This is a genomic window from Mycobacterium paraintracellulare, assembly GCF_000276825.1.
Lineage (GTDB): Bacteria > Actinomycetota > Actinomycetes > Mycobacteriales > Mycobacteriaceae > Mycobacterium > Mycobacterium intracellulare.
The window spans coordinates 4,484,191-4,508,142 of the sequence record NC_016948.1 but is presented as its reverse complement, the minus strand read 5'-3'; the positions used below and the strand labels follow the sequence as shown (position 1 = coordinate 4,508,142).

The window sequence follows — 23,952 nt, the reverse complement described above, 5'->3', positions numbered from 1 at the left end:
CCCTTCATGGGATGGACGTGCGCGTGATCGACCACCCGCTGGCCGCGGCCCGGCTGACGGTGCTGCGCGACGAACGCACCGACAATGCCGGGTTTCGGGCCGCGCTGCGTGAGCTCACGCTGATGCTGGTGTACGAGGCCAGCCGGGAGGCGCCGCGAAAGTCGGTCAGGATCCGCACCCCGGTGGCCGCGACGGCTGGGACGCGACTGGTCAACCCGCCGCTGCTGGTTCCGGTGCTGCGGGCCGGGTTGGGCATGGTCGAGGCCGCCCAGGCCGCGATACCCGAGGCGGAGGTGGGTTTCGTCGGTGTCGCCCGCGACGAGGAAACCCACCTGCCGGTCCCGTATCTCGAGGCGCTGCCCGACAAACTCGCGCGCCGGCCGGTGATGGTCCTCGACCCCATGCTGGCCACCGGCGGGTCGATGGCCCACACCATCGGCCTGTTGCAGCGCCGCGGCGCCACCGACATCACCGCGCTGTGCGTGGTGGCCGCGCCGGAAGGCCTTGCGGCCGTGCAGAAAGCGGCGCCGGACGCGCGAGTGTTCACCGCCGCGGTCGACAAGGGGCTCAACAAGTCGGCCTATATCGTGCCTGGCCTCGGCGACGCGGGGGACCGCCAGTTCGGGCCGAACCTGTTCACCAGCCCCGCATCGCAGCGACCAGCTCGGCGCGCAGGGCACCGGCGCGCCGCCGCGAAGAATCCAGATCGTCGCTAGGCGCGCAGCGAATCTCCAAGTAGCACTTCAGTTTCGGCTCGGTCCCGGAGGGCCGCACCACCACCCTGACCGACGTGTGGTCGTCACCGCCGGTGAAGATCAGCGCATCGGTGACGTCGGTGAGTTCGGCGGGGAACCCGGCCAGCGTCGCCGGCGGGGTGGTCCGTAGCCGGTGCATCAGCGCGGCCGCCTCGGCGGGGTCGGCGACCCGGCGCGAGATCGCGGCGACGTCGTGCACGCCGTATCGGCGAGCCAGCTCGTCGAGCAGGTCGACGACCGAACGGCCTTGGCGCAGCAGCGTGGCCACCAGGTCGCACACCAGGACCGCGGCGCTGATGCCATCCTTGTCGCGTACGGCGTCCGGGTCGACGCAGTGCCCGATCGCTTCCTCGTAGGCGTATACCAGGGTGCCGCCGGGGACCTCGGCATCGGCGCGCGCCAGCCATTTGAAGCCGGTGAGGGTTTCGACGTGGACGGCGCCGCGGTGCGCGGCGATGGCCGACAGCATCCGCGAGGACACCAGGGTGCTGGCCACCACCGGCGTTTCGGCGCGCTGCGGCTGGGAAAGAATGTAATCTCCTAGCAGCCAACCGGTTTCGTCGCCGGACAGCATCCGCCACCCCGCTTTGTCGGGAATGCCGACGGCGCACCGGTCGGCGTCGGGATCCAGCGCGATCGCCACGTCGGCGCGCACGTCGGAGGCCAGGGCCAACAGCGCGTCGGCGGCACCCGGCTCCTCGGGGTTGGGGAAAGCGACGGTGGGGAAGTCCGGGTCCGGAGCGAATTGCGCTGCGACGGTGTGCACTTGGGCGAAGCCGGCGCGGCGCAGCGTCTCCACGGCCACCGCGCCGCCCACCCCGTGCAGGGCCGTCAGGGCGACCCGCGCCGAGCCGGCCCCGCGCCGCAGCCCGGACGCGCGCTCGACGTAGCGCTCGACCAGATCGGCCTGGCCCGGTTCGATGGGGGCCCTGCCGATCTGGTCGGCGGGCGGGGCGTCGGCCATCGCGGCCTCGATCTCGCGATCGGTGGGGGAGACGAGCTGGATGCCGCCGTCGACGTACACCTTGTAGCCGTTGTCGGCCGGCGGGTTGTGCGACGCCGTGATCTGGATCCCGGCCAGCGCGCCGGTGTGGCGCACCGCGAACGCGACCACCGGGGTCGGCACCGGACCGGGCAGCAACAGCACCGAAAACCCTTGATCGGCAAGCACTTCGGCGGCCACCGTGGCGAATACCGCCGAACCGTGCCGGGCGTCGCGCCCCACGATCACCCGCGCACCGGCCGGGGCGCGCCGCTTGAGCACCTGCGCCACCGCCCAGGTGGCGTGCGACACCACCGCGACGTTCATCGCGTCGGGCCCGCCGCGCACCGGGCCGCGCAGGCCCGCGGTGCCGAACCTCAGGGGACGGGCGAACCGTGCGGCTGATTCTTCCGCGTCGCACGCGGCGAGCTCGGCGGCCGTCCGCGGGTCGGGGTCGTGGGCGATCCACTCCTCGGGCGTCATGGCCCTAAAACCGGGGCAGCCGCTCGAGGATCAGGGCCAGGAGGGCGCCCATCCGGCTGGCGGACGCAGCCCCCGCGGAGAGCACCTCGGCGTGGCTGAGCGGCTCGCCGCCGATGCCGGCGGCCAGGTTGGTCACCAGCGACACCCCGAGCACCTCGGCGCCGGCCGCCCGCGCCGCGATGGTCTCGTGCACCGTCGACATGCCGACCAGGTCGGCGCCCAGCGTGCGCAGCATCCGGATTTCCGCGGGGGTCTCGTAGTGCGGGCCGGGCAGGCCGGCGTAGACGCCCTCGGTCAGCGTCGGGTCGGCCTGGCGGGCGAATTCGCGCAGCCGCGGGGAGTAGGCGTCGGTCAGGTCCACGAATTGCGGGCCGACCAGCGGGGAACGCGCGGTCAGGTTGAGGTGGTCGCTGATCAACACCGGTTCGCCGACGGCCATGTCCGGGCGCAGTCCGCCCGCCGCGTTGGTGAGCACGACCGCGCGCACGCCGGCCGCGCAGGCCGCCCGCACCGGGTGCACGACGTGGCACAGGTCGTGGCCCTCGTAGGCGTGGATGCGGCCGACGAGCACCAGCACGCGGTGTGCGCCGATGCGCATCGACAACAGCTCGCCGGTGTGCCCGATCGCGGTGGGCGGCCGGAAGCCGGGCAGGTCGGCCTGGGGCAGCACGGCGGTCTTCCCGATCGCCTCGGTGCCGAGCGCGGCGACCGCCGGCGACCATCCCGAGCCGAGCACGATGGCGACGTCATGCTCGTCGATTCCGGTGCGCTCGGCGATGACCGCGGCGGCGCGGCGCGCGAGGTCGCCTGGGTCGGACGAGGTTTGGGTCACAGCGGGAGCCTAGCCCGGGGACGGCGAGCGCAGGTGAGGCGCGAGTGCGGAGCCGGGCGATCGAACCTGGCCCGGCGACGGTGTCGCCGGTATGTGTCAAGATCTGGCGTATGAGTCTTCGTAGGTGGCCGGTGGTTGGCCCGGTCATTGCCATCGCCGTTGGTGTTGTGCTGTCAGTGGTTTCGGTCACAGTCGGCCCGGCGCCGTCGGCCAAGGCGGACTGTCCGAACGTCCAACTGATCTTCGCCCGAGGCACCGCCGAGCCGCCGGGCCTGGGTGTGGTGGGCGACGCGCTGTTCGCCGCCCTGCAGCCCGCGCTGGGGTCGCGCACCGTCGATTCCTATGCGGTGAATTATCCGGCCAGCTACAACTTCCTGACGACCGCCGACGCCGCCAACGACGCACGCGACCACATCGCGGAGATGGTCGACCAGTGCCCGTCCACGCGGCTGGTGCTCGGCGGTTTCTCGCAGGGCGCCGCCGCGATCTCGATGCTCGCCGGGGTGCCGCCCGTCGGCCAGCGCATCGGGAACTTCGGATCGGCGCCCCCGCTGGATCCTGCCCTGGCCAACAAGATCAGGGCCGTCGCGGTGTTCGGCAATCCCGGCAACCGCTTCGACACACCCCTGTCGTCGACGGGCGCGTTCGCCGGCCGCACCATCGACCTGTGCAGCGAAGGTGATCCCGTCTGCGTCGTCGGCGGTCGCGACCGGGATGCGCACCACGACTACTCCGCCCCGCCCTACCCGGGCCAGGCGGCGAGTTTCATCGCCGGGCTGGTGTAGCCCTCAGGGCCTCAGGGCCGTAGGCCGGTGAGTGACATACTGCGAGAGTGCCCACCGCCCCGTTAGACAGCCTGCTGGACAGCGTCGAAGCTGTCGTGCGGCGGCGCGGCGGCGACCTCGTCGAGTTGTCGCACGCCATTCACGCCGAGCCCGAGCTGGCGTTCGCCGAGCACCGCAGCTGCGCCAAGGCGCAGGCACTCGTCGCCGAGCGTGGCTTCGAGATCACCGCCGCCCCCGGCGGTCTGGACACCGCCTTCCGCGCCGACTACGGCAGCGGGCCGCTGACCGTCGGGGTGTGCGCCGAATACGACGCGCTGCCCGAGATCGGGCACGCCTGCGGCCACAACATCATCGCCGCCTCGGCGGTGGGCACCGCGCTGGCGCTGGCCGAGGTCGCCGACGAGCTGGGCGTGCGGGTGGCGCTGCTGGGGACTCCCGCCGAGGAGGCCGGCGGCGGCAAGGCGCTGTTGTTGCGGGCGGGGGTGTTCGATGACATCGCCGCGGCCGTCATGCTCCATCCCGGGCCGACGGATATCGCCGCGGCCCGCTCGCTGGCCCTGTCCGAGGCGACCATCACGTACCGCGGCACGGAATCCCACGCCGCCGTCGCGCCGCACCTCGGGATCAACGCCGCCGACGCCGTGACCGTCGCGCAGGTGGCCGTCGGGCTGCTGCGCCAGCAACTGGCGCCCGGGCAGCTGGTGCACGGGATCGTCACCGACGGCGGGCAGGCGGTCAACGTCATACCCGGGCGCGCGACGCTTCAGTACGCGATGCGCGCGGTCGAAGCCGACTCGCTCCGGGAACTCGAGGGCAGGATGTACGCCTGCTTCGCCGCGGGCGCGCTGGCCACCGGCTGCGAATACGACATCGACAACCCGGCACCCGCCTACGACGAACTCACCCCCGACCAATGGCTGGCCGACGTCTTTCGCGAGGAGATGCGACGGCTCGGCCGCGAGCCGGTGGCCCGCGAGTATGAGGCGGCGCTGCCCATGGGCAGCACCGACATGGGCAACGTGACCAAGGCGCTGCCGGGGATCCACCCGGTGATCGGGCTCGACTCCGGCGGGGCCATGGTGCACCAGCGTGGCTTCGCCGAGGCCGCCACCAACCCCAGCGCCGACCGCGCCGTGATCGAGGGCGCGATCATGCTGGCGCGCACGGTGGTCCAGCTGGCCCAGACGCCCGCCGAACGCGACCGGGTGATGGCGGCGCACGAACGCAGACGCGGCGGGGAGCGCGCATGAGACTCGCCGACGCCGCCGAATCCTGGCTGGCCTCTCATCACGCAGACCTGGTCGAATGGCGCCGGCACATCCACCGCTACCCCGAGCTGGGCCGCCAGGAGTACGCCACCACCCAGTTCGTCGCCGAGCGGCTGGCCGAAGCGGGGCTCAACCCGAAGGTGTTGCCCGGCGGCACGGGACTGGTCTGCGACATCGGCCCCGAGCACGAGCCCCGGATCGCGTTGCGGGCCGACATGGACGCCCTGCCGATGGTCGAACGCACCGGCGCCCCCTACGCGTCCACCATGCCCAACGTCGCGCACGCCTGCGGCCACGACGCGCACACCGCCATCCTGCTGGGCACGGCCCTGGTGCTGGCGTCGGTCCCCGAGCTGCCGATCGGGGTGCGGTTGCTCTTCCAGGCCGCCGAGGAACTCATGCCCGGCGGGGCGATCGACGCCATCGCGGCCGGCGCCATCAGCGGGGTGTCCCGGATCTTCGCGCTGCACTGCGATCCCCGGCTGGAGGTCGGAAAGATCGCGGTCCGGCACGGCCCCATCACCTCGGCCGCCGACCAGATCGAGATCACGCTGTACTCACCCGGCGGCCACACCTCGCGCCCCCACCTGACCGCCGACCTCGTGTACGGGCTGGGCACGCTGATCACCGGCCTGCCCGGGGTCTTGTCGCGGCGCATCGACCCGCGCAACGGCACCGTGCTGGTGTGGGGCGCGGTCAACGCCGGCGTGGCCGCCAACGCCATCCCGCAGACCGGCGTGCTGGCCGGCACCGTGCGCACCGCCAGCCGGCAGACCTGGGTGGGGCTCGAGGAGATCATCCGCGAGACCGTGGCCGGGCTGCTGGCGCCGCTGGCCATCGAGCACACGCTGCAATACCGCCGCGGCGTGCCGCCGGTGGTCAACGAGGACGTCTCGACGCGCATCCTCACCCACGCGATCGAGGCCGTCGGCCCCGACGCGCTGGCCGACACCCGCCAGTCCGGGGGCGGCGAGGACTTCTCCTGGTACCTGGAGGAGATCCCCGGCGCGATGGCGCGGCTGGGGGTGTGGCCGGGGGTGGGGCCGCAGCTGGACCTGCACCAGCCGACGTTCAATCTCGACGAGCGGGCCCTGGCGATCGGGGTGCGGGTGCTGGCCAACATCGTCGAGCAGTCGGCGGCGTTCGAGCTCTCTTAGCGGGTGCCGTCGCGGTTGGTGGCGCGCACGACGTGGCCGGCGATGTGGGCGTACGCGCGGCGCGTGACGTCGCCGGCCTGGCTCATGATGTTGTATCCGTGGTCGACGCCGGCCACCTCGTAGTACTCCGCCAACGCGCCGGCCGCGTCCAGCTTCTTTGCGTACCGGCGGGCTTCGCCGCAAAGGCGGTCGTGCTCGGCCGTCACGATCAGCGCCGGCGCGATGCCGGCGATGTGGTCGGCGTTGTTCCCCCAGGCGGGCGAGGCCAGGCGGTCGCGGCGCTGCGCCCGCTCGGGTATGTAGGCGGTGTCGAAGACCTCGCCCATCCACGGTTTCATGATCGCCCGGCGGCCGAGGGTGGACGGCTTGTCGCGGGTGGGCGTGACCAGGTCAAGCGGGGCGTAGTGCAACACCTGCAACGCGATCGGCGGGCCGCCGTTCTCCCACGCGAGCCGGGCCGCCGCGGCGGACAGGTTGCCGCCCGCGCTCTGGCCGCCGACGCACAGCCGGGCACCGTCCCAGTCGGGGTGTGGGCCGGCCGCCCAGCGCACCACGTCATAGATCTGGTGCACCGCGGCGGGAAAGCGGTGACGCGGCGCCAGCACGTAGTCGGGGTTGATCACCACCACGCCCGCGTTGGCGGCCAGATAGCGGCACCACGGGTCGTCCTGTTCGGGGTGCCCGACCACGAACCCGCCGCCGTGCACGTTGACATAGACGGGCGGGTCGGTGGTGCCGGCCGGCGGGTGATAGACGGTCGCGCGGGTGGGGCCGTGCCGGGTGGGGACGGTGATTTCGCTCGTGCGGCCCGAAACCTCGGGGTAGCGCACGGCGGCCTTGGGGGCCGGGTTGACGGCGGCGGCGAACGCCCGCGCCAGTGCGTCGGCGACCGGCGGTGCGGACAGGATTGACAGTCGAATTTCCTTCCGTGGAAGTACGCGTAGGTTTTCGGTCTGTCTGTTTACACTCCTGATCGCCCAGAGGCGAGTGATTTTTCAGGCGCTGGTGCCCGGGCCGATGTTGCGGGCCGGTCGAGTGCGCAGGCTGTGCACGTAATCGCTTGGCGCACCGGCGATTTCGGCGGCGTCCGCCATGACCCCGAGGTATCGGGCCGACGGTAGTCCGCCCTCCCACGCGTCCAGCACGTACAGCCACGCCAGGACCGGGTCGGTGGTGGTGTCCGACGAGATGCGCTCGACCCGGCAGCGGATCTTCTGGTGGACGCCGAACTCCGAGCCCTCCCAGCGGTCCAGGTTGACCTCGTCGGCCGGTGTCATGTCGTAGAGGACGACGAACACCTTGGAGTCCGGATCCTCGACCACGGTCGCCAGCGCGCCCTCCCAGCCGATGTCCTCGCCGCCGAACGTCAACCGCCACCCGTGCAGCCAGCCCGTTCCGGCCATCGGCGAATGGGGTGCGCGCTTCAGCATCTGTTCGGGGTCCATGTTCGACCCGTACGCGGCGTAGAGCGGCACGGGGAAAGCTTAGACGTCCGAGCTGGCCCGGTCTTCCCCCGAGCGTTGGGCGGCGTGCGCCCGGCTTCGTTAGGTTAGGGCTGTGGCGACGCGCATCGTGATCCTCGGTGGCGGCCCGGCCGGTTACGAAGCCGCGCTGGTGGCCGCCACTTCCCACCCCGACACGACGCACGTCACCGTCATCGAGTCCGAGGGCATCGGCGGGGCCGCCGTCCTGGACGACTGCGTGCCGTCCAAGACGTTCATCGCGTCGACCTGGCTGCGCACCGAGCTGCGCCGCGCGCCGCGGCTGGGCTTCGAGATCGACATCGACGACGCCAAGCTCTCGCTGCGGCAGATCCACTCCCGCGTCAAGCAACTCGCCACCGATCAGTCGTCCGACATCGCCGATCAGCTGCTCGGCGTGGGAGTGCACGTGGTGGCCGGCCGCGGCGAGCTGATCGACCCCACGCCCGGGCTGGCCCGCCACAACATCAAGGCAACCGCCCAGGACGGCACCACCAGCGAGTACGAGGCCGACGTGGTGCTGATCGCCACCGGCGCCAGCCCGCGGGTGCTGCCGTCGGCCCAGCCCGACGGCGAGCGCATCCTGACCTGGCGCCAGCTCTACGACCTGGAGGCGCTGCCCGAGCACCTCATCGTGGTCGGGTCGGGGGTCACCGGGGCGGAGTTCGTGCACGCCTACACCGAATTGGGTGTGCCGGTGACGGTCGTCGCCAGCCGCGACCGGGTGCTGCCGTATGAGGACGCCGACGCCGCCCGGGTGCTGGAGGCCGCGTTCTCCGAGCGCGGCGTGAAGCTGGTGAAGAACGCCCGCGCCGCGTCGGTCACCCGCACCGGGGACGGCGTGCTGGTCACCCTGGCCGACGGGCGCACCGTGGAAGGCAGCCACGCGCTGATGACCATCGGTTCGGTGCCCAACACCAGCGGCCTGGGCCTCGAACGGGTCGGCATCGAGCTGGGCCGCGGCGGCTACCTGACCGTGGACCGGGTGTCGCGGACCTCGGTGTCCGGCATCTACGCCGCCGGCGACTGCACCGGCCTGCTGCCGCTGGCCTCGGTCGCGGCCATGCAGGGCCGCATCGCGATGTATCACGCGCTGGGCGAGGGCGTCAGCCCGATCCGGTTGCGCACGGTGGCGGCGACGGTGTTCACCCGCCCCGAGATCGCCGCCGTCGGGGTGCCGCAGACCATGATCGACGACGGTTCGGTGTCGGCGCGCACGATCATGCTGCCGCTGCGCACCAACGCGCGCGCGAAGATGTCCGGGCTGCGGCAGGGGTTCGTGAAGGTGTTCTGCCGCAAGTCCACCGGCGTGGTGATCGGCGGCGTGGTGGTGGCGCCGATCGCCTCCGAGCTGATCCTGCCGATCGCCGTGGCAGTGCAGAACCGCATCACGGTCAACGAGCTGGCGCAGACGCTGGCGGTGTATCCGTCGCTGTCCGGCTCGATCACCGAGGCGGCGCGGCGGCTGATGGCGCACGACGATCTGGACTAGCGGTTAGCCTTGGTGCAGCACGCCCCTACTGATGAGTAACCCAGTGAGGAGTCCAGGTCGTGACTGATCCCATCCACGCGTCCACCCAGCGAAGCTCGCCGGTGTCCGTGCTGGGTCCGGAACAGCGGCAGGCGGCCTGGGACCGGCTGGGCGCCGAGCAGTTCGACGTGGTGGTGATCGGCGGCGGCGTGGTGGGTTCGGGCTGCGCGCTGGACGCCGCGACCCGCGGGCTCAAGGTGGCGCTGGTGGAGGCGCGCGATTTCGCCTCGGGCACCTCGAGCCGCTCGTCGAAGATGTTCCACGGCGGCCTGCGCTACCTCGAGCAACTGGAGTTCGGCCTGGTCCGCGAGGCGCTCTACGAGCGCGAGCTGTCGCTGACCACGCTGGCGCCGCACCTGGTCAAGCCGATGCCGTTCCTGTTCCCGCTGACCAACCGCGTGTGGGAACGGCCCTACGTCGCCGCCGGCATCTTTCTCTACGACCGGATGGGTGGCGCGAAATCCGTTCCGGCGCAAAAGCATTTGACCCGTGCGGGCGCGTTGCGGTTGAGCCCGGGCCTCAAGCGCAGCTCGTTGATCGGCGGAATCCGTTACTACGACGCGGTCGTCGACGACGCCCGGCACACGATGACCGTCGCGCGCACCGCAGCGCATTACGGCGCGGTGGTGCGTACCTCCACCCAGGTCGTCGCCCTGCTGCGCGAGGGCGATCGGGTGACCGGGGTGCGGGTCCGCGATTCCGAGGACGGCGCGGTCACCGAAGTCCGCGGCCACGTGGTGGTCAACGCGACCGGGGTGTGGACCGACGAGATCCAGGCATTGTCCAAGCAGCGCGGGCGATTTCAGGTGCGGGCCTCCAAGGGCGTGCACATCGTGGTGCCGCGCGACCGCATCGTTAGCGACGTCGCGATCATCCTGCGCACCGAGAAGTCGGTGATGTTCGTCATCCCGTGGGGCAGCCACTGGATCATCGGCACCACCGACACCGACTGGAATCTCGACCTGGCCCATCCCGCGGCCACCAAGGCCGACATCGACTACATCCTCACCACGGTCAACACGGTGCTGGCCATCCCGCTGACCCACGCCGACATCGACGGCGTGTACGCCGGGCTGCGGCCGCTGCTGGCCGGGGAGAGCGAGGAAACCTCGAAGCTGTCCCGCGAGCACGCCGTGGCGGTGCCCGCGCCGGGATTGGTGGCCATCGCGGGCGGCAAGTACACCACCTACCGGGTGATGGCCGCGGACGCGATTGACGCTGCGGCCCAATTCATTCCGGCGCGGGTGGCGCCGTCGATCACCGAGAAGGTCAGCCTGCTGGGCGCCGACGGCTACTTCGCGCTCATCAACCAGGCCGAGCACGTCGCCGAGCTGCAGGGGCTGCACCCCTACCGGGTGCGCCACCTGCTGGACCGCTACGGCTCGCTGATCGGTGACGTGCTGGCGTTGGCGGACGACCGCCCCGACCTGCTCGACCCGATCAAGGAGGCGCCGGGCTACCTGCGGGTCGAGGCGCTCTATGCCGTGACCGCCGAGGGGGCCTTGCATCTGGAGGACGTCCTGGCCCGCCGGATGCGCATCTCCATCGAATACTCACACCGCGGTGTCGACTGCGCCCGCGAGGTCGCGGATGTGGTTGCGCCGGTGCTGAATTGGTCCGCGGCGGACATCGACCGCGAGGTCGCCAACTACACCGCCCGGGTGGAGGCCGAGGTGCTGTCCCAGGCCCAGCCCGACGACGTGTCGGCCGACGAATTGCGGGCCAGCGCGCCCGAGGCCCGCGCCGAGATCCTCGAGCCGGTCCCGCTCAAGTGAGGCCCGCCCCGCTTCCCGTGCGTGACGGGCTCGGCCCGGCGCGGGTGCGGCTGCGGGGCGGACCGGTGCTGGCCGAGCTGAGCGCCCGGTTCGGCGCGCCGGCCCGCGCCAAGGTGCTGGCCGGGGAGGTGGTGGGCGCCGACGGCGCGGTGATCGATGCCAAGACCGTGCTGCCCGCCGGGGCGAGCGTCTACCTCTACCGCGAGCTGCCCGATGAGGTGCCGGTGCCGTTCGAGATCCCGGTGCTCTATCGCGACGACGACATCGTGGTCGTCGACAAGCCCCACTTCGTGGCCACCATGCCGCGGGGACGCCACGTCGCGCAGAGCGCGCTGGTGCGGCTGCGCCGGGAGCTGGAGCTGCCCGAGCTGAGCCCGGCGCACCGGCTGGACCGGCTGACCGCCGGGGTGCTGGTGTTCACCGCGCGCCGCGAAATGCGGGGCGCGTTCCAGACGCTGTTCTCGCGGGGCCTGGTGGACAAGACGTATCTGGCCCGCGCCGCCGTGGACCCGGCGCTGCGGTTGCCCCGCGTGGTGAAAAGCCGCATCGTCAAGCGCCGGGGTCAGCTGCAGGCGGTCTGCGAGCCGGGAGCGGCCAACGCCGAGACGCTGGTGGAGCTGGTGAGCGCGGACGGCCTCTACCGGCTGACCCCGCGCACCGGGCGTACCCACCAGTTGCGCGTGCACATGGCCTCGCTGGGGATACCGATCGAGGGGGATCCGTTGTACCCCAACGTGATTGACGTTGCGCCCGACGACTTCAGCACACCGCTGCGGTTGTTGGCACGGCGCATCGAGTTCACCGACCCGCGCTCGGGCGTGCGGCGCGAGTTCGTCAGCCGCCGTGATCCCTACGCGGACAGGGTGCGCAAGCGGTAGCGTCACAAGCAGTCGGCAACGCCGCAGGGCCCCAGGGGCGAGGTGACGGGAGGCGACCATGAAGCGCGGCATCGTGTCGGGATCGGCGGCCCTGCTGACGGCCGCCGGGCTCATAGCCTGGGCACCGCCGGTGAGCGCCGGCTGCCAGTACGGGGGAGGCGTGCTCAGCAAGTGCGACGGGCCCGTCCAGCCCGACGGCACCTGGCAACGCTGCGTGGCCGTCACCCGCCTGATTCCCAACGGCGCCAGTTCCTACCTCGTGCCCGACGGGCACTGCGACGTGATGGGTCCCGACCAGCGCCCGTCGGACCTCGCGTTCGCCGACCCCCCGTCGCACATCGACTGAGGCGGGCAACCCGCGGCGTGGACCGCCCGGGATCGGGTAGCCCGCGCGTATGGACATCGCCGTCACGTTCGTCGGCAACGCCACCACGCTGATTTCCGTCGGCGGGCTGACGCTGCTGACCGACCCGAATTTCCTGCACCGCGGGCAACGCGCCTACCTCGGCCACGGGCTGGTGTCCAAGCGCCTGAAGGAGCCGGCGTTGGGCATCGACGAACTTCCGCGCCTCGACGCCGTCGTGCTCTCCCATCTGCACGGCGACCACTGGGACAGGGTGTCGCAGCGGGGTCTCGACCACGACCTGCCCATCATCACGACGCCGCACGCCGCCAAACGCCTGCACCAGCGCGGCTTCGCGCACGCGCGCGGCCTGCAAACCTGGCAGCAGCACACGATCACCAAGGGCGACACCACCGTGACCCTCACGTCGCTGCCCGGGCGCCACGCGCCGGGGTGGAGCCGGCGCCTGCTGCCGCCGGTGATGGGCACCATGGTCGAGATCGGCTCCGCCGACGGCGCACCCCGGCGCCGGCTCTACATCTCCGGGGACACCCTGCTGATCCAGGAGCTCAACGAGATCCCGGCGCGGTTCGACCCGATCGACGTCGGCATGCTGCACCTCGGCGGCACCCGGCTGCCGGCCGGCCGGCGGCTTCCGTTCGGGCTGACCGTAACCATGGACGGTCGCCAGGGGGCCGAACTCGTCGCGATGCTGGGCCTGCCGAAGGCCATCCCGGTGCACTTCGACGACTACGCGGTGTTCGCGTCGCCGCTCTCCGACTTCACCCGGCAAATGCAGCGTCGCGGGCTGGGCGACCGGATCGTCACGGTGAACCGCGGCGACTCGGTGACCGTCTGATAGAGGGCCCCCGCTCCCGACCAGCGGCGGGGGCCAAGTCCCCGGCTCGATTAAATGGGAAGAGGAGGCCGTTGCTGGGGGTATAGGGTGTCCTAGCGGCTTGCGGTCGAACTGGGAGGTACCGACGGCAGGTAGCAGGCATCGACGTACAGAGTTTGGGGCTTTTTCGCGGCCTGGTTAACGGAAATTTGCTGAGGCGTTCTCAGCGTGGGCATTGTGAGACGAGATGGATCTACTAGCACCCCCCGAGGTCACCTCGACACTCATCCACACCGGGCCCGGAGCGGGCTCGCTGATCGAGGCCGCCGGCGCCTGGCAGCGCCTGGCCGTCGAACTGGAGAATTCCGTCTCCACCTATACCTCCACGTTGACCTCGCTCATCGAATCGTGGGACGGCCCGTCCGCGACGGCCATGCTGCAGTCCGTCCAGCCCTACCTGCTGTGGTTGCGCGAGACCGCGCAGCAGTCCGCGCAGATGGCCTCCTCGGCGGAGGCGGCGGCCTCGGCCTTCAGCGCCACTCGCGCCACGGTGGTCCACCCCTCGGTCGTCACCGCCAACCGGACGCGCCTGCGGCAGTTGCTGGCGACCAACCGGTTCGGGACCAACACCGCGGCGATCGCCGAGGCCGAAAACGAATACCAGACCATGTGGGCGAACAACGCCGCGGCGATGACCCGCTATCAGGCGACGACGTCGCAGGCGACGGGGCAGCTGTCCCGGTTCACCTCGCCGGTTCCCGACACCAATCCGGACGGGACGGCCAACCAAGAGGCGGCGGTGATGAAAGCCGCGAGTGACTCGTTCGGTCCGCAGGTCCAGGACGCGCTCGGCGACAGCGTCACCGGCTTCGACCCCAACGCCAGCTGGTTCGGCTGGGCGAGCACCTGGGGCAACCAGTTCATCTCGTCGGGTTTCCCCATCAATCTGCTCGGTGTGTGGGCGCAGTTGGCGACCGCGCAAGGCGTCGCGTCCGTCGGTGGCGACATCGGCTCGGGCCTGTCGGAGGGCCTGGGACTGACCTCGGCCACCCTGGCCAACGCGATCAAGGGCATCGGCGCGGGAGCGTCGGCGGCCCCGACCGGCGCGCTGGGCGTCGGGGTATCGCTGGGCAAGTTGACCGCGCCCCCCGCCGTGGTCGGCCTGCTGCCGGGCACGCAGACCGGGGTACAACTCGCGTCCGCGGCGTCCCCGCTGCCCGCCGCGGAATCCGGATTTCCCATGATGCCGATGATGGTGCCGCCGCCGACCGCCTCGGCGGGCACCGGCTGGCGAAAACGCAAACAGCAAAAGTACGAGGACGTTGCCGTGGGCCGGGAGGTCAAAGGCAAAGTGATGCCTCGAAACCCGTCGGCCGGATGACATTGACGGTGGCGCCGCACGACTGCGGGCGCCGATCGCATGCACCGGGTAGGCCGGGTCTGACAGGTCCCTCAGCGGCCACCAGCACCCGCGCCGACGCGCGGCGCTCGCCCCACCCACTTCTTCCCCAAGGTAAAGGTTCATGGATTTTGGGATACTGCCGCCCGAGATAATCTCGGCGCTGATCCACTCCGGACCCGGCGCTTGGTCACTTATCGAAGCCGCCGGCTTCTGGCAGGAATTGAGCGCCGAGCTGGAGCAATCGGCGAGTAGCTACACCGCGGAGCTGTCGTGGCTGTCCACGACGTGGCACGGTCCGTCGTCGATGGCGATGGCCCAGGCGCTAGAACCCTATCTCGCCTGGCTGCGCCTCACCGCGCAGCAGTGCCAGCAGACCGCGGCGTCGGTGCAAGTCGTTGCCGCGGCGTTCGAATGGACCCACTGGACGGTGGTTCATCCCTCGCTGGTGGCCGCCAACCGGGCGCGCCTGGCGATGTTGTTGGCCACCAACTTCTTCGGGGTCAATTACCCGGCCATCGCCGAAACCGAGGCCGAGTACCACACCATGTGGGTGAACAACTCCGCGGCCATGTATCGCTACGCCGCGACCTCGGCGGGCGCGGTCAAGCTGCCGCAGTTCTCGCCGCCGCCCGAGGTGGCCAACCCCTCGGGGGCCACGACACAGGCCGCCATGGTGCACGCGGCGACCACGGGCAATTCCGGGGCGCAGCTCCTGGCCGCCGACTCGATCGGCCAAGGGTCAAGCGCCGCAGACGCTTTCGACCCCAACGAGGGCTGGTTCGGGTACTGGAGCACCTGGGGGAATCAGTTCATCGCGGGCGGGGTGCCCGTCAACATCCTGGGTGTGTGGGCCCAATTGGCCACCGCCCACGCGTTTGCGTCGCTGGGCGAGGACATCGGTCCGGGGTTGGCGGACGGCGCCGCGGCGCTGGCCTCGGCGGAGACGCGGCTCGTCAGCGCGATCGGCGCCGCGGGGTCGTCACTGGCGCCCCGAGCGGCGCTGGGTGTGGGAATTTCGCTGGGCCACCTGACCATGCCGCCCGCGACGGTGGGAATGCTGGGAACCTCGCAGGCGCCGGTGCAGCTCGCCTCGGCGGTGTCGCCGCTCCCCCCGGGCGGCGCGGAGCCGCCCATGCTCCCGATGGCCCCGGTGCGCCCCGGCTCGGGTGCGAGCGGCGCTCGCCGCCGCAAGGGCCGCGACTACGACGACATCGAGTACGGCGCGGAGCTTCCGGGCACGGTGATGCACCGTCCGCCGTCGGCGGGCTGAGAAGATCGCCTGGTGCAGACCGCTCCGCAGATCCAGGGCCGCGTGTGGCGCGGCGGCAAGGCGCAGGACGACTTCGAGTTCGGCAAGATCTCGGACTACCTCGCCGAGCCCGACACCCTGGTGTGGGCCGACCTGTGCAATCCCGACCACGACACCCTGGGCGGCCTGGCCGGCGAGCTCGGCCTGAACCGTTGGGCGGTGGAAGACGCCGTGGCGGCGGCCGAACGGGTCAAAGCCACCGGCTACGAGACCCACACCTTCTTCACCGTGTACGCCGCCGAGATCGCCGGCGCCGCAACGAACGTCGTCGACGCCCCCGGTCGCACGCTGTCGATGCGCCGCATCTCGGCGTTCGTGCTGCCGCAGGGGTTGATCACCGTGCGCCTGACGCCCGACTTCGACATGGCGCTGGTGACCCGGCGGTGGGAGGAGATCGGCGGCCAGGCCTACGGCGTCGGCGCCCTGGTGCACGGCCTGCTCGACGTCGTGGTCGACAGCCATTTCGCCGCCGTCGAGGCCCTCGACGACGGCATCGAGGCCATCGAGGACGAGTTGTTCGACGGCACGTCGCGCAAGGGCGACTTTGCGCGCCGCACCTTCGGGTTGCGCCGGGACCTGGTGAACCTGCGGCGGGTGGCGTTACCGATGCGCGAGGTGGTCAATTCGATTCAGCACCACCGCATTTCGGACGGCGCCGACCGCCAGCTCGACCCGCTGTACGCCGACCTCTACGACCACGTGCTGCGGGTGTCCGAATGGACGGAGTCGCTGCGCGACATGGTCACCACGATTTTCGAGACCAACCTGTCGCTGCAGGACGCCCGGCTGAACACCGTCATGAAGAAGTTGACGGGATGGGCGGCCATCATCGCCGTGCCGACGGCGATCACCGGGTTCTACGGGCAGAACGTTCCCTACCCGGGCTTCGGTACGGCGGCCGGATTCGCCGCCAGCACCAGCGTGATAGCCGTCCTGATGGTGGTGCTGTACGTGATGTTCAAACGTCGCGACTGGCTCTAGACCGCGCTCACTGTGCGACCGGGGGTGCGGCGGAAAGACCGTGCTGGATGCCCTGGCTGATTTTGTCGCGCTGGGCGGAGCCGCCCGGTGGATCCAATTCCTTGCAGGCGCAGCTGAGATGACTGAAGGGATTAGGGTCGGTGCTGGCCGATGCTGCGGTCCAACCGGAAGCGCCAAGAACGATGGCGACACCCGCAACACCGACCAAAAGTTTCGGAATCATTTTGGCCTTGTGGTCGTCACATTAGTTTCGGATGTTCCAACTTTAGCCGCGAATTGGTCACCAGTCTGTCAACCGGCTGTAAATTTCAGGACCCGGATGCCGCCGCCGCGTACTTGGGGCAGTACGCCTTGATGCTGACGCCGACGAAGTAACCGGCGTGATAGCTGTCCAGCGAACTGCTGGACAGCACGTTGTTGGCAACCTGTTCCGGCGTTTGGCCCGAATCGAGTTCGTGGCACACGGTATGACCGGAGTTGACCACCGCCTCGGGCGACTCGAAATTGATCCCCTTGGCTTTCAGCGCGGCGAGGAACGCGTCATCGGCGGAGGTGGCGTGCGCGCTCGCCGGTGCCGTCATCGCGCTGAGTAGGCCGGCGACCGGCACGGCGCCGATAGCCAGGAGCGACCGCGCCCGGCCGGGCTTGCGGATCTGGGTGCTCGTCATCTGTGATACTCCCGTGGAACAGAAGAGCCGTAGCTTGCTGAGGGCGGGGCCAGTTCGAATGCTCGCACGCCGCGGCGTTACCCGATGGAGGATCGCCGATAATGCGGTCCGTGCCACATCAATGTTTGCTCTGTTTTCGGCGGCGCGTAACCGTTCGTTGTCCGTCGCTGCGCCGTCGGCGACCTGACAACATGCCGTACGCGCGATGGCTGTGGCTCGCTGTGGTGGCGATATGCGTGGCCGGCTGCGGGGTGCGGCACGTGTCGGCGGCAAGCGCTCGAGACGTTTCCGGTACGTTCCGATCCGGCGGCATGGACCGAACCTACATGTTGCACGTGCCGGCGGGCGACCCCATCGGCCTGGTGCTCAGTTTGCACGGCGGCGGCGGAACCGGGATCGCGCAGCGCGCGCTGACGGGGTTCAACTCCGTTGCTGACGCCCACGACCTGTTGGTCGTCTACCCCGACGGGTACGACAAGAGCTGGGCCGACGGGCGCGGCGCGTCACCCGCGGATCGCCGCCACATCGACGACGTGGCCTTCCTCGTCGGGCTGGTGGGCAAGCTGCGAAACGACTTCAACATCGCGCCCGGACACGTTTTCGTCACGGGGATGTCCAATGGCGGCTTCATGTCCAACCGGCTGGCCTGCGACCGGGCCGACGTCTTCGCCGCCGCGGCGCCGGTGGCCGGCACCCTGGGCGTGGGTGTGGCCTGCAACCCGTCGCGGCCGGTGTCGGTGTGGGAGGCGCACGGGACCGCCGACCCGCTGGTGCCGTTCAAGGGTGGCGCGGTCCGCGGCCGTGGCGGGCTCAGCCATTCCATCTCGGCGGATGCCATGGTGGCCAAGTGGCGCGCGGCGGACGGGTGCGCCGGCGAACCGTCGATGGAGCTGCTGCCCGACGTCCGCGACGGCACGGTCGTCCGCCGGTTTGTCTCCGCGGCGTGTGCGGCGTCCACCGAGGTGGTGTTCTACAAGATCGACAAGGGCGGGCACACCTGGCCGGGCGGCAAGCAATATCTGCCCGCGGCCGTCATCGGGCCCACCACGCACGCGCTCGACGGGTCGGAGGCCATCGCCCAGTTTTTCCTCGCGCACGCACGGGACTAGCGCTGACACGACGGGCACCAGTAGGCCACCCGCTCTTTCGTGTCGTCGACGTTGATGGGGGTGGCGCAGCGACGGCAGCGCTGCCCGGCGCGCCCGTATACCCAGAGCTGGCGCCCGCTGCGGGTGTCACCGGTGGTGCACCGATTCCAGCGAAAGCGGTTGAGCCACAGCATTTCTCGTGCGCGGGAGACCAGCCGGAGCGGATCGGCGATGGCGCCCACCGGCGCGGTGGGCAGATGCCCGCTGACAAAACACAATTCGTTGCAATAGACGTTGCCGATCCCGGCCAGCAGCCGCTGGTCCAAGAGCGCCTCGGCGATCGGCCGGTGCGGGTCGGCCATCAGGTTGGCCGCGGCACGCGCGGCGTCCCAATCCTCGCCCAGCAGATCGGGTCCCAGGTGCGCGACGGCCTCGCCGTCCCGGTCGCGGTCCAGGATCTCCAGCACGCCCAGGTCGACGCCGACGGCCCGGACGGTGCCGGTCTCCAACACGATGCGCGCCCGATGGTCGACCCGCACCGGGCGCTCGCCGACCCGCCAGCTGCCCTCCATCTTCAGATGCGAGTGAATACTGGCCCGTCCCACCCGGATGAACAGGTGCTTGCCGCGGCTGACGACCTCGTCCACCACCTCGCCGGTGAGGTCGACGGTGGCGAACCGCGGCACCCGAACGTCGCATCGGGTCAGCGTCGCGCCGACCAGGTGCTCGCGCAGCACGGCGGCGGTGTGCCAGACGGTGTCACCTTCGGGCATCTCAGCGCAGCCGCAGTCCGCGTGGCGTCGTGTGGAATCCGGCCTCGGTGAGGGCGCCCAGCGGGCCGGACGCCTCCGCGCGGGGCGCCAGGGCCGGCACCCCGTCGATGCGCTCCACCAGCATCCCCGCCACGCGGCGGGAGGCGACCAGGTCGGCCAGGGCCGACGCCGCCGCGTGGTGGGCCCCGGGATCGTCGGTGAATGTCAGCAGCGAGCGCCCACCGCGTTCCAGGAACCAGGCCAGCTCGCCGTCGACCAGCACGACGAGCGCGCCGGCCTTGCGGCCGGGGCGCGCGCCCTCGCCGCCGGAGGCGGGCCAGGGCAGCGCCGCGCCGTACGGGTTGGCCGGGTCCGCGGCGGCCAGCACCACCGCCCGGTACTGCGGCCGTTCCGGATCGACCCCCTCGCTGAAGTTGCGCAGCCGATCGACGGTCGACGCGACGGCGAACTGCGCCCCGCCCAGCGACTCGATGAAGTAGCCGCGCTGGCAGCGGCCCGCGTCCTCGAAGGCGCTCAGCACCTTGTACAGGGTGGCGAACCCGCCGGGGACGCCCTCGGTGGCCACCGCGCCCCGGGTCAGCACGCCGTGGCGGCCCAGCAACAGCTCGGCCTGGTAGTGGGCGCGCAGCGTGGAATCCGGCTCGGGGGCCGCCAGGATGGACCAGCGGCCGGCGACGGTGGGGTCGGCGGGCCGGGACTGCGCGTGCGCGACGCTGTACCGGCTCAGCCGGGGCGGGCGTTGCGAGCGGTGCGCGGGCGCCGAGCGCTTGCGCGCGCCGGCGCCGCCGAGGACGGCGCGCACCGGGGCGAACGTGTCGCCGGTGATCCAGCCGGCCCAGATCAGTTCCCACAGCGCGGTTTTGAGCGCGGCGTCGGGCACCCCGCTGTGCGCGAGTTGGCGGAAGAAGTAGGCGCCGCCCCCGGCGAGCGTGTCCAGGATGGCGCGGTGGGCGTCGCCGAGCTCGATGTCGGCGGGCCCGCCCAGTGTCAGCGGCGCGGATTCGCCGGCGTGCAGCGCGATCCAGCCGTCGCTACCCGAGATCGACCCGGCGCCCGACCAGGTGACCTCGCCGGTGGCCAGCAATTCGTCGAGCATCGCGGGGGAGTAGTCGCGGACCCGGGGGGCCAGCACCAGCGGCTCGATCGCCGAAGCGGGGATCCGCACGCCGGCCAGCTGATCGATCACCGACATCAGCCCGTCCAGCCCGGAATGGCCAGGGGCGCGCGGCGATTCGGCCGCCCCCACGTGATGCCAGGCGGGCAGGAAGCGCCCGTAGGCGGCGGTGCTGACCGGCTCGACCTGGGCCCGCAGCGCCGCCAGCGACCGCCGCCTCAGGATGCGCAGCACGTCGGCATCGCACCACTGCTCGGCCCCGGCGACACCGCCGGACGGCCCCGGGGTCTCGGCGACGAAGTCGCCGCGCACCAGCCTCCCGTCGGCGGCCAGCCGGCCCAGGACATCGGAGGTCACCCGCAGCCCCAGGCCGAATCGGGCCGCCACTTCGGCCGTGGTGAACGGGGTGTGGGTGCGCGCGTAGCGGCCCAGCAATTCGCCCAGGGGATCGGCGACCTCCCCGGTGAAGGCCGTCGGCACGCCCAGCGGAACCGGGATGCCGATGCCGTCGCGCAGCCGCCCGATGTCCTCGATGGCCACCCACCAGCCGCGGCCGGCGAACGACACCGTCAGCGCGCGCCGCGCCGCGCGCAGGCCCTCCAGCCAGCCCCCCACGTCGGCGCCACCCGCGCGGGCGGCCACCTCCTCCTCGGTCAGCGGGCCCAACAGCCGCAGCAGGTCGGCGACGCCCTCGGCGTCGCGCGCGGCCCGTTCCGCAGAGAGGTGCTGCAGCTGGCGGGCGGTGGCGGCGATGACCTCGGGGTCGAGCAGGTCGCGCAGTTCCACCCGGCCCAGCAGCTCGGCCAGCAGCGTGCTGTCCAGCGAGAGCGCGGCGGCGCGGCGCTCGGCCAGCGGGCTGTCGCCCTCGTACATGAACGCGCCGACGTAGCCGAACAGCAGCGAGGCCGCGAACGGCGAGGGCCGCGCCGTTTCCACCTCGACAACCCGCACCCTGCGCTGGGCGATGCCGGTCATCAGCGCCACCAGGGCGGGGACGTCGTAGACGTCCTGCAGGCATTCGCGGATGGTCTCCAACACGACGGGGAAGTCGGGGTATTTGCGGGCCACCTCGAGCAACTGGGCCGCGCGCTGGCGCTGCTGCCACAGGGGCGAGCGGCGGCCCGGGTGCCGGCGCGGCAACAACAGGGCGCGCGCCGCGCATTCGCGGAACCGCGATGCGAACAGCGCCGAGCCGCCCACCTCGTCGGTGACGATGGGGTCGATCTCGTCGGCGTCGAAGACGAAAAGGTCCGCGCCGGGCGGGGTTTCGATCCCCGTGTCCGACGCGAAATCGGACACGGTGTCGGGCAGGCGCACCACGACGCCGTCGTCGGAGGCGGTGGGCTTCTCGTCGATGCCGTAGCGTTCCCGCAGCCGCCGTCCCACCGCCAGCGCCAGCGGACCGTTCACCGGCAGCCCGTAGGGCGAGTGCAGGATCACCCGCCAGTCGCCGAGCTCGTCGCGGAACCGCTCGACGAGCAGGGTGGTGTCGGTGGGCACCACCCCGGCGGCGGTACGCTGCTCGTCGAGCAGGCGGGCCAGGTTGTCGGTGGCGTAGGCATCGAAACCCAGTCCGGCGCAGCGGGTTTCGAATTCCTCCCGGGTGAGCCCGGCCAGCTCACCGGTGAACGCGCCCAGCGCGGCGCCCAGCTCGGCCGGGCGGCCGACCCCGTCGCCGCGCCAGAACGGCAACCGGGCCGGCTGGCCGGGCGCCGGGATCACCAGCACCCGGTCGTGGGTGATCTCGGTGATGCGCCAGCTGGTGGCGCCCAGCGAGATGACGTCGCCGGGGCGGGACTCGTAGACCATTTCCTCTTCGAGTTCGCCGACCCGCGAAGGCTTTTCGGCCTCGGAGGCCAGATACACCGTGAACAGCCCCCGGTCGGGGATGGCGCCGCCGGAGGTCACCGCCAGGCGTTGCGCGCCGGGGCGCGCGGTCAGCGTGCCGGTATCGCGGTCGTAGACGAGCCGCGGACGCAGCTCGGCGAAATCGGTGGAGGGGTACTTGCCGCTCAACAAGTCCAGGGTGGCCTCGTACACGCTGCGCGGCAGCGTCGCGAACGGGGCGGCCCGGCGCACCGTGTCGAACCATTTGTCGGCGTCCAGCGGCTCGAGCGCGGCGGCCGCCACGGTCTGCTGCGCCAGGATGTCGAGCGGATTGGCCGGCACCCGCATCGTCTCGATCTGGCCGGCCAGCATGCGCTGCACGCTGACCGCACAGCCGATCAGGTCGGTGCGGTGCTTGGGGAACAGCACCCCCTGGGAGACCTCGCCGACCTGGTGCCCGGCCCGGCCGATGCGTTGCAGCCCGCTGGCCACCGACGGCGGCGCCTCCACCTGGATCACCAGATCGACGGCGCCCATGTCGATGCCGAGCTCCAGGCTGGAGGTCGCCACCACCGCCTTGAGCAGTCCGCGTTTGAGGTCCTCCTCGACCAGGGCGCGTTGTTCCTTGCTGACCGAACCGTGGTGGGCGCGCGCCAGTATCGCCTCGGCCCCGTAGGTCTGGCCGGAGCCCATGATGTGGGCCGGGGCGCCGCCCGCCACCTTCGGGTTGGCCTCCGTGGATAGCTCGACGCCGCTGCGCTCGGCATGAATCTCGTTGAGGCGGGCGGTAAGTCGTTCGGCCAGCCGACGCGAATTGGCGAACACGATCGTCGAGTTGTGCGCCTCGATCAGGTCGACCAGGCGGTTCTCCACGTCGGGCCAGATCGTGTTGTTCGCCAGGTTCGCCATGTCAGGCACCGGCACGGCCACGGTGAGCTCGACGGTCTTGGCCGACGCCGGCGCGACGATCGTGGTCGGCTGCCCCCCGGACAGGAACCGGGCGAGTTCCTCAGGTGGCCGCACCGTCGCCGACAGCCCGATCCGCTGGGCGGGTTTGTCCTCCCGCAGCGCGTCGAGGCGCTCCAGCGACACCGCCAGGTGCGCGCCGCGCTTGCCCGCGGCGATGGCGTGGATCTCGTCGACGATCACCGTCTGCACCCCGGCCAGGGTCTCGCGCGCCGCGGAGGTGAGCATCAAAAACAGCGACTCCGGTGTGGTGATCAGCACGTCGGGAGGCCGGTTGATGAGCTGGCGGCGGGTGGCGGGCGGGGTGTCGCCGGAGCGCACGCCGACGCTGATGTCCGGCGGCGGCAGGCCCCGGCGTTCGGCGATGCGGGTGAGCCCGGCCAGCGGGGTGCGCAGGTTGCGCTCGACGTCGACGGCCAGCGCCTTGAGCGGGGACACGTAGAGCACCCGGGTGCCCGGCGGGCGGCCGGCCGCGCCGGCGAGGCTGTCCAGCGCCCACAGGAACGCCGCCAGCGTCTTGCCGGACCCGGTGGGGGCGATCACCAAAGTGTGGTGACCGTCGGCGATGGCCTCCCAGGCCTCGGCCTGCGCCGTGGTCGGCGCGTCGAAGGTGCCGGTGAACCACTCTCGGGTGACGGCGCTGAACCGGCCCAGCGGGTCGGCGGGGCCGGGCGGCCCGGAATCAGCGCGAGTGCTCACCCATCCATGGTGCCAAC

Annotated in this window: 21 protein-coding genes; 13 read left to right on the top strand and 8 right to left on the bottom strand. The window is 71.4% G+C overall.

Annotated elements, in window-relative coordinates:
* The first annotated feature begins 11 nt into the window (after window positions 1-11).
* On the top strand, window positions 12-716 hold the full coding sequence (gene upp, locus OCQ_RS20855) for a uracil phosphoribosyltransferase (RefSeq protein WP_020188467.1): 705 nt from the start codon (window positions 12-14) through the stop codon (window positions 714-716).
* Here the strand turns inward: upp and OCQ_RS20850 are convergent.
* A complete protein-coding gene (locus tag OCQ_RS20850; protein ID WP_014385716.1) occupies window positions 637-2,220 on the bottom strand; it encodes a phospho-sugar mutase in 1,584 nt (527 codons plus the stop codon). The genes upp and OCQ_RS20850 overlap by 80 nt on opposite strands.
* 4 nt (window positions 2,221-2,224) lie before the next feature.
* A complete protein-coding gene (locus OCQ_RS20845; protein ID WP_014385715.1) occupies window positions 2,225-3,052 on the bottom strand; it encodes a purine-nucleoside phosphorylase in 828 nt (275 codons plus the stop codon).
* 170 nt (window positions 3,053-3,222) lie between these two features.
* On the opposite strand from OCQ_RS20845, the gene OCQ_RS20840 reads away from it, so the two are divergent.
* Genes OCQ_RS20840 through OCQ_RS20830 form a run of 3 tightly spaced genes read left to right on the top strand, consistent with a single transcriptional unit; the run spans window position 3,223 to window position 6,262 of the window.
* Window positions 3,223-3,837 (top strand): cutinase family protein, encoded by a 615-nt coding sequence (locus OCQ_RS20840; RefSeq protein ID WP_179300689.1) that lies wholly within the window; start codon window positions 3,223-3,225, stop codon window positions 3,835-3,837.
* 47 nt (window positions 3,838-3,884) lie between these two features.
* Window positions 3,885-5,087 carry a M20 family metallopeptidase gene (locus OCQ_RS20835; RefSeq protein WP_014385713.1) on the top strand — a complete coding sequence of 401 codons (1,203 nt, stop codon included), beginning with the start codon at window positions 3,885-3,887 and terminating at the stop codon, window positions 5,085-5,087.
* Window positions 5,084-6,262 carry a M20 family metallopeptidase gene (locus OCQ_RS20830; RefSeq protein ID WP_014385712.1) on the top strand — a complete coding sequence of 393 codons (1,179 nt, stop codon included), beginning with the start codon at window positions 5,084-5,086 and terminating at the stop codon, window positions 6,260-6,262. Before OCQ_RS20835 ends, OCQ_RS20830 begins: the two co-directional genes overlap by 4 nt.
* Here the strand turns inward: OCQ_RS20830 and OCQ_RS20825 are convergent.
* Both OCQ_RS20825 and OCQ_RS20820 read right to left on the bottom strand, forming a co-directional pair.
* Window positions 6,259-7,092: an alpha/beta hydrolase gene (locus OCQ_RS20825; RefSeq protein ID WP_014385711.1), complete on the bottom strand. Its 834-nt coding sequence runs from the start codon at window positions 7,090-7,092 to the stop codon at window positions 6,259-6,261. The genes OCQ_RS20830 and OCQ_RS20825 overlap by 4 nt on opposite strands.
* Before the next feature lie 165 nt (window positions 7,093-7,257).
* Window positions 7,258-7,737 carry a gamma-glutamylcyclotransferase gene (locus OCQ_RS20820; protein ID WP_008259963.1) on the bottom strand — a complete coding sequence of 160 codons (480 nt, stop codon included), beginning with the start codon at window positions 7,735-7,737 and terminating at the stop codon, window positions 7,258-7,260.
* Between the two features lie 82 nt (window positions 7,738-7,819).
* Between OCQ_RS20820 and OCQ_RS20815 the strand changes: the two genes are divergently transcribed.
* From OCQ_RS20815 to OCQ_RS20780, 8 genes are all read left to right on the top strand, one after another.
* Entirely contained in the window at window positions 7,820-9,235 is a 1,416-nt protein-coding gene (locus OCQ_RS20815) for an NAD(P)H-quinone dehydrogenase (protein WP_014385710.1), read from the top strand.
* A 59-nt stretch (window positions 9,236-9,294) separates the two neighbouring features.
* On the top strand, window positions 9,295-11,049 hold the full coding sequence (locus tag OCQ_RS20810) for a glycerol-3-phosphate dehydrogenase/oxidase (protein ID WP_041785183.1): 1,755 nt from the start codon (window positions 9,295-9,297) through the stop codon (window positions 11,047-11,049).
* A complete protein-coding gene (locus tag OCQ_RS20805) occupies window positions 11,046-11,927 on the top strand; it encodes a pseudouridine synthase (protein ID WP_026071217.1) in 882 nt (293 codons plus the stop codon). The genes OCQ_RS20810 and OCQ_RS20805 overlap by 4 nt, the downstream gene beginning before the upstream one ends.
* A 58-nt stretch (window positions 11,928-11,985) precedes the next feature.
* Complete coding sequence (locus tag OCQ_RS20800; protein ID WP_009954619.1) at window positions 11,986-12,273, top strand: CDGP domain-containing protein; 288 nt, start codon at window positions 11,986-11,988, stop codon at window positions 12,271-12,273.
* A 49-nt stretch (window positions 12,274-12,322) separates the two neighbouring features.
* Window positions 12,323-13,129, top strand: a complete 807-nt coding sequence (locus OCQ_RS20795) for an MBL fold metallo-hydrolase (protein WP_014385708.1) — start codon at window positions 12,323-12,325, stop codon at window positions 13,127-13,129.
* A gap of 226 nt (window positions 13,130-13,355) precedes the next feature.
* A complete protein-coding gene (locus tag OCQ_RS20790) occupies window positions 13,356-14,489 on the top strand; it encodes a PPE family protein (RefSeq protein ID WP_014385707.1) in 1,134 nt (377 codons plus the stop codon).
* 142 nt (window positions 14,490-14,631) lie between these two features.
* Window positions 14,632-15,780, top strand: a complete 1,149-nt coding sequence (locus OCQ_RS20785; protein WP_014385706.1) for a PPE family protein — start codon at window positions 14,632-14,634, stop codon at window positions 15,778-15,780.
* Between the two features lie 12 nt (window positions 15,781-15,792).
* Window positions 15,793-16,800: a magnesium transporter CorA family protein gene (locus OCQ_RS20780; protein WP_014385705.1), complete on the top strand. Its 1,008-nt coding sequence runs from the start codon at window positions 15,793-15,795 to the stop codon at window positions 16,798-16,800.
* A gap of 7 nt (window positions 16,801-16,807) precedes the next feature.
* On the opposite strand, the gene OCQ_RS26275 is transcribed toward OCQ_RS20780, so the two are convergent.
* Window positions 16,808-17,023, bottom strand: a complete 216-nt coding sequence (locus OCQ_RS26275) for a hypothetical protein (RefSeq protein ID WP_014385704.1) — start codon at window positions 17,021-17,023, stop codon at window positions 16,808-16,810.
* An 85-nt stretch (window positions 17,024-17,108) separates the two neighbouring features.
* Window positions 17,109-17,468 (bottom strand): DUF732 domain-containing protein, encoded by a 360-nt coding sequence (locus OCQ_RS20775; protein ID WP_009954626.1) that lies wholly within the window; start codon window positions 17,466-17,468, stop codon window positions 17,109-17,111.
* A gap of 191 nt (window positions 17,469-17,659) precedes the next feature.
* Between OCQ_RS20775 and OCQ_RS20770 the strand changes: the two genes are divergently transcribed.
* Window positions 17,660-18,577: an extracellular catalytic domain type 1 short-chain-length polyhydroxyalkanoate depolymerase gene (locus OCQ_RS20770; protein WP_014383210.1), complete on the top strand. Its 918-nt coding sequence runs from the start codon at window positions 17,660-17,662 to the stop codon at window positions 18,575-18,577.
* On the opposite strand, the gene nei2 is transcribed toward OCQ_RS20770, so the two are convergent.
* Window positions 18,574-19,329, bottom strand: coding sequence for an endonuclease VIII Nei2 (gene nei2 / locus OCQ_RS20765; protein WP_009954628.1), 756 nt, complete (start codon window positions 19,327-19,329; stop codon window positions 18,574-18,576). The two genes, OCQ_RS20770 and nei2, sit on opposite strands and share 4 nt — an antisense overlap.
* Before the next feature lies 1 nt (window position 19,330).
* Window positions 19,331-23,935, bottom strand: coding sequence for an ATP-dependent helicase (locus tag OCQ_RS20760; protein WP_014385702.1), 4,605 nt, complete (start codon window positions 23,933-23,935; stop codon window positions 19,331-19,333).
* Window positions 23,936-23,952: the final 17 nt, after the last annotated feature.